Source organism: Halorussus litoreus, from assembly GCF_003382685.1.
Classification (GTDB): Archaea; Halobacteriota; Halobacteria; order Halobacteriales; family Haladaptataceae; genus Halorussus; species Halorussus litoreus.
The window spans coordinates 1-5821 of sequence record NZ_QLVG01000087.1 but is presented as its reverse complement, the minus strand read 5'-3'; the positions used below and the strand labels follow the sequence as shown (position 1 = coordinate 5821).

6 protein-coding genes are annotated in these 5821 nt (G+C 69.0%); 3 read left to right on the top strand and 3 right to left on the bottom strand.

What is annotated here, in order from left to right:
- Window positions 1-264 precede the first annotated feature (264 nt).
- From DPQ64_RS18255 to DPQ64_RS18250, 3 genes are all read left to right on the top strand, one after another.
- A complete protein-coding gene (locus DPQ64_RS18255; protein WP_115865720.1) occupies window positions 265-1818 on the top strand; it encodes a hypothetical protein in 1554 nt (517 codons plus the stop codon).
- 296 nt (window positions 1819-2114) lie between these two features.
- Window positions 2115-2273, top strand: coding sequence for a DUF7559 family protein (locus tag DPQ64_RS19415; RefSeq protein ID WP_198662202.1), 159 nt, complete (start codon window positions 2115-2117; stop codon window positions 2271-2273).
- Window positions 2270-2689: an Hsp20/alpha crystallin family protein gene (locus tag DPQ64_RS18250; RefSeq protein WP_115865719.1), complete on the top strand. Its 420-nt coding sequence runs from the start codon at window positions 2270-2272 to the stop codon at window positions 2687-2689. The genes DPQ64_RS19415 and DPQ64_RS18250 overlap by 4 nt, the downstream gene beginning before the upstream one ends.
- A 68-nt stretch (window positions 2690-2757) precedes the next feature.
- Here the strand turns inward: DPQ64_RS18250 and DPQ64_RS18245 are convergent, their stop codons facing one another.
- The 3 genes from DPQ64_RS18245 to DPQ64_RS18235 all read right to left on the bottom strand — a co-directional run bounded on the left by DPQ64_RS18245 (window position 2758) and on the right by DPQ64_RS18235 (window position 5542).
- Entirely contained in the window at window positions 2758-3918 is a 1161-nt protein-coding gene (locus DPQ64_RS18245; RefSeq protein WP_115865718.1) for an NAD(P)/FAD-dependent oxidoreductase, read from the bottom strand.
- Between the two features lie 152 nt (window positions 3919-4070).
- The gene (locus DPQ64_RS18240; RefSeq protein ID WP_157971783.1) at window positions 4071-4670 is read right to left on the bottom strand and encodes a hypothetical protein; all 600 of its coding nucleotides are present in this window, start codon (window positions 4668-4670) and stop codon (window positions 4071-4073) included.
- A gap of 89 nt (window positions 4671-4759) precedes the next feature.
- A complete protein-coding gene (locus DPQ64_RS18235; protein ID WP_115865716.1) occupies window positions 4760-5542 on the bottom strand; it encodes a DUF7388 family protein in 783 nt (260 codons plus the stop codon).
- Window positions 5543-5821 lie beyond the last annotated feature (279 nt).

Below are 5821 nucleotides of genomic sequence, written 5' to 3'. Positions count from 1 at the left end.
GGCTGCGAGCGCGAGCGTCGACGCTCGCGCTCGCAGCCGACCGTCAAACAGTCGTCAGCCGTCGGTTCGAGGTCCTTAGCCGTCGACGCACCACGTCTCTCGGTGGTTGGACGGTGCCTAAGTTCGTCGTTCACGCAGTTCAGCCGAGTTTTGTCGAGTGCTGACAGGAGGCTGCGACCGCGCTGAACCCCACGTCTTTACCGACCAACAGTAGGCAGCGTGGAACAATGGCCGATTCGGTCGAACGACAGGGCAGCGATTCGCATGTCAGACCGAGACTCCTCCGCGACCGACGAGGCTGCGACGGGCACCGAGTTTGCCACCGGCGGCGTCCACCGACGCGGCGTACTGGGCGCACTGGCGGCCGGACTGGGCGGCGTCGGCCTCGCTCGCGGGTCGTTCGGCCCGGGACCGAATACCGTGGACCCGTCCGGGTACGTGATAGAGCAGGGCGACCAGTGCGTGCCGATTACGCCACTCTCCGGCGAGGAGACCGTCGAGGCGTTCTACGACTACCGGACGCCGAACACCGACCCGTCGGCGTGGACCTACAGCTCCTACGGCACGACCGACCTCCAGCGCCCGGAGACCAGCATCTGCTTCCTCTACGAGGGCCCGGAGGGACTGAGCCTCGTGGTCGTCCACGACGAACTGAACGACGGGACCAACGGCGGTGCCGCGACCTTCGACCTCGCGTTCGAGCACCCCGACCGCGGCGCGTGGGTCGTCGCCGACGACGACTACGACGGGTCGTCGAACTACGACACGTTCAGCCGGACTGACTCGGGGTGGACCGTCGACTGGACGTGGAGCGGCGGCCGCACGGACGGCGGGGCGTACCGACCGCTCGGCGACGACTTCGCGGTGACGGTCGACCCGGCGTTCAACGAGGACGCGGCCCTCTACGGCGACTACTACGAGGGCGAGATCACCGACTGGGAGTTCCTCTCGGGCGACCGGAGCGACCCCGACCGGGTCTCGCTGGCGCTGGATCAACCGCTGACGATTCGGCCGGGGACCTGTGGCTCGACGACGACGACGCGGACCGAGACGACGACGGAGGAGACCACGACCGAGGAAACGACGACAGCTGACGAGGAGACGACCGAAGAGAAACAGACCACTGAAGACGACGAACAGTCCGCGGGGCCGATCTCGGCCGCCGTCGAGATTCTCCCCGGAAAGGTCAACCCCCGGAGCCACGGCCGTCTGCCGGTCGTTGTCTACTCCGGGGAGGGATTCGACGCGACCGCGCTCGGGGAGATCTCGTTCGGACCGGCGAGCGCTGCTCCCTCGAAGCGAATCCGAACCGACGCGGATGGCGACGGGCAGACGGACCTGAAACTGCTCTTCCGGATGGACGACCTGGACGTGGACTGGAACACCGGCGCGCTCGAACTGGAAGGGAAAATCGACGCTGGGCAGTCGGTCGTCGGAACTGCCGACGTGGACCTCGTCCCGCGCGGTGGTGAGGACGAAGAGACTGAGGATGACGACGAGGATAGCGACGACGAGAGAGACGAGGACGAAGAACGCGAGCGTGAGTCAGCAGACGACGGCGACGACACCGAAGAAGAACGCGAAAGCGACGACGAAGATGAGGACGACGAGGATGAACGGGAGAGCGATGACGAGGACGACCGCGGCGAAAATCGAGGACGCGGCAACGGTCGCGACAACGGCGACGACCGCGAAAACGACGAGGATGGGCGAGAACGCGGTAATGGTCGTGGCCGCGGCGAGAGAAGCGGCCGCGGAAACGGCAACGGTCGCGGTGAGAGCAAGGGCCACGGAAACGGTAAAGGAAACGGCAAGTGATTCGAGCGATACCGAATGCCTGTTTTTCAGGGGTGGGCTACTGGTTGCGCATCGGAGAGACTGCATCGCGACCGCACAGCATCGCTCCGCATCAGCCTCTCAGACCGCCCCAGCCTCGCCGACCGCATGAACGCGGTCAGCTCCACCGGCAGACGTTGCTGCTCGGACTGCGGCCTGCGCGGGCTGGGACTGCCGAGACTTCGCTCGGGTCCCTCGCGCAGACCTCGCGCGCTTTGGCGCGGCGCGTTCTCGCCGAAGCCCTCGCGTTTATAGTCACCGGGGCGTTAGGTTCGGGTATGCCCGCCACGCTCGAAGTCGAGTGTACGAACGACGAGTGCGAACTGGACATGTTCGAGATGCACTACACCTACGACATGCCCGACGACGTGGGGCTCGAGGACTTCGAGTGCCCGTACTGCAACCGAACCGACACCCTCCACGAGATCGAGCTATGACCATCCGCGAGATCGGTCGGTCGCTCGGCAGCACCGTCCTCCGGCGCGTCGGGCGGGCGGCGAGCAAGGTTCAGGAGTCCAAGCCCCTCCCGGTCGACGTGCTGGAGAGCGGCGACGCCTACCTCGCGGTGTTCGACGCGCCGGGCGCGACCGGCAGCGACGTGCAGGTCCGATACGCAGAAGGGGCCGTGCTCGTGCGCATCGACCGCTTCCGGGACTTCTACGAGGGGTTCGAGATGGTGTTTCCGGGCCGGGGCCTCTCGCTCGACGGGCGAGCCGAACTCCCGGCCGACGCCGTGGTGAACGCCGAGGAGGCGTCCGCGACGCTCACCGAGCAGGGGACGCTCCGCGTCCGGGTGCCCAAGCGCGCCGAGGGAGCGACCGACGAGCCCGACGGCGAGTCGGTCGAGGCGTAACTACTAGACGAGAAGTCCGCAGCAACGACCGCATCCGCTCTACTCTATCGCTCTGTTTTACCATCGGCCTACTCCACCGCCATTCCTTCGCTGATCTCGAATACCTCGTCGCCGTCGAACCGCGTCGGGGCGAACGTCGGCAGGGGATTCTCGCCGAGAACAGCTTCAGCCGCCGCCTCGCCGAGCGCCGGCGAGCGCATGAACCCGTGGCCCTGCCAGCCCGCCGCCACGTAGAGGCGGTCGCGCACCTCGCCGAGCAGCGGGTCGCGGTCGGGCGTCGCCACGCAGAGGCCCGCCCACGACTCCCGGGTCGCGCCGAACTCGCCGAGTCGGTGGCCGAGTCGCTCGCGGGTGATCTCGCGGAACTCGCGGTCGGCCGCGCGCTTCCAGTCGTCCGGGTCGCTCTCGACCTCCTCGGTGCCGTCGCCCGCCAGCAGACCCTCGGGATGGGGCCGGAGGTAGTATCCCCCAGTCGCGTCGTACACCATCGGCAGGTCCTCGCGCCGGTTCTCCGCGAATCCGGCGGTCAGCGCCTGTACCCGATAGGGCTTGAGTGGGACTGAGACTCCCGCCCGGGCGAGCACGCGCTTCGTGTGCGCGCCCGCGGCCACGAGGACCGCGTCGAAGGGCTCCGCATCGGAGGACTCGGACTGCGCGGCGTCGACGCCGCGCAGTCCGAGCCCGTCGACTTCGGATTCGACTTCCGCTTCGACTTCGAGTTCGGCCTCGACGCCGGTTCTGATTTCGGCCCCGACTTCCCGAGCTTTTTCAGCAACCAGGTCGGCGTAGCTCCCCGTGTCGGCGTGGCCCGCGTTCTCCGCGACCGCGGCGACAGCCACGTCGCGCCAGTTGACCGCGGGGAATCGCCCCCGGAGGTCGTCGGGGTCGGCGAGCGAGACGTCGCGGTCCTGCTCGCGCATTCGCTCGACCTGCTCGCGAACCGCCTCGGCGCGCTTCTCGTCGCCCTCGCGCGCGAACCAGACGTACGGCGTCTCGCGGAACTCGAAGTCACCCTCACCCGAGAACTCGCGAAATCGCTCCAGCGCACGGTCACCGACCCGCGCGTCCTCTGGGGCCGCGAAGGCGTCGTAGAGCACGCCCGCGGCTCGGCCGGTGCTCGCGCTCCCGATCTCGCTCTTCTCGTACAGCACGACCTCTGCGTCCCGGCACACGAGGTCGTAGGCCGCGGTGACGCCGACCGCGCCGCCACCGATTACTGCGACCTTCATCGCTGCTCCCGCGACTCGGTGACCGCCAGCGGTCGCTCGTCCGAGCACGTCGGAGCGTTGGAGAGTCGTTCGAGCGATCCGCTCGTCGCGCGTTCGAGATGCGTCGGGGGCATGGTCGGGAGGAGGATGGTCGGGAACTTAGAACTGTCCAGTCACTCGTCGCCGGTCCCCGCGTCGAGCAGCACGTCGGTCGCGGTCACGTTCGGCGGTCCCGGCGTCTCCGAGCGCGCGAACCGGGCGAGCGCCGCCTGCGCGTCTCGCACCGACGCGGTTCCGACCTCCACGTCGGACAGCAGTCGCTGGTAGAGGGCCAGTTCGGCTTCGAGCGCGACCCGCAGCTGCTCGCGGGCCTCCTCGTAGGACTGCTCTTCGTCGAGGAACGCGTGGAGTTTGGTGCTGTACTCGCGGAGCCGCTGTTTGGTGTCCTCGGACACGTCCGGATGTGCGAGCAGGTCCTCGGGCGAAGTGGCCTCCGGGCTCTGGGCGGCCGGCTGGTCGTCCGACTCGGAATCAGATGCGCAATCGGCGTCGTCTCCGACCGCGCGCGCCTCCCGGATCTCGTCCCTCGCGAGCGACTTGGCGGTCTCGTACTTCGAGGCCAGTTCGGTCCGCGTCTCGCGGCTCGCGCCGGTCCACGCTTCGAGGACACCGACGGCGTCGTCCACCGCCTCGATGCGGGCCGACACCCGGCGTCGGAACTCCGGAGCGTCGTCGGCCGCGACCGCCTGCACTTCCTCGACGAACGTAGGCATGGGTGACACTACGGGTGCCTGTCGGATGGACCTTCGGAAAACGGGGCGAGAAATCGGAGTGGTGCCCACTCAGTTGTCGCCGCTTGGACCTACCCGACGAACTCCTCGACGCCGCGGGCGGGGTAGCCGACGACGAGGTCGGCCCCGGCCGCCTTCAGGTCGGCCACCCGCTCGCCGACCTCGGCGGGCGTGCCGACCAGCGCGTAGTCCCGGACCGCCTTCGAGAGGACCTCCCGCGCGCGACCGGACGCGCTCGCGTCGGTCGCCGCGCCGTCGGGGAGCGCGCTCGCGACGGGACCGCGCCGGGCGGCGTACGCCCCGACGGCGTCCAGCACCGCGTCCTCGTCGTCGGTCAGCACCGTGGGCGCGTACACCGCGAGTTCGCCGTCGAACCCGGCGGCCCTGAGCGCCCGCAGGTCGCGCTCGGAGGCTCGCGAGAGGAGTTCGAACTGGGTCGCGCCGGTGGCGAGCGCGACGCGTTCGACGCCCTCGGTGCCGACCCACGCGGTGGGGTCGCGCTCGACCGCGGCCCGAAGCCGGGGCGCGACCGCCTTTCCGCGCTCCTCGTCGGTGAGATAGGCGGGGTGTCCGGCGACCGCGACCCGGCGAACGCCCTCGGGGAGGGCCTCGTCCTGCCCGTCGTCGCCGAGCGGGTCGAACCCCGCGGCGCGGACGGGAGTCGTCAGTCGAAGCTCCTTATCCGCCGCGATGCGGGCCAGCAGGTCGTCATCGGGCAGGTGCTCGCGGCCCTCGTAGTCGACCGTGACCGTCTCGAACGGGAGGTCGAGCGCGCGCGACACGTCGCACTCGGCGGGCTTGAGTGCGGCCGCGTCCAGCCCCGTCTCGACGACCGTCTCGCCAGTGGTCAGCACGCTCGAACACCCCCAGTAATACTCACTCGTGAGATCCTGCTACTTCGTGATACTACGCTACTGCTCGTGCGGAACTCGATCCATCGTCTCTGCGACCATGTAGCCGTGGTACCTGTGGGAGGGCTAAAAGGGTATCGGCATCGCTGATTCTTACCTGCGGAGCGGCGGCCGCTTCGAGAGGGGTCGACGGTCGACTACAGCCTGCGTCGGCGGCCGGGAACGGCTGCCGACAACCAGCGTCGGTGGCCGTGGATGGCTGCCGACAACCAGCACCGGCGG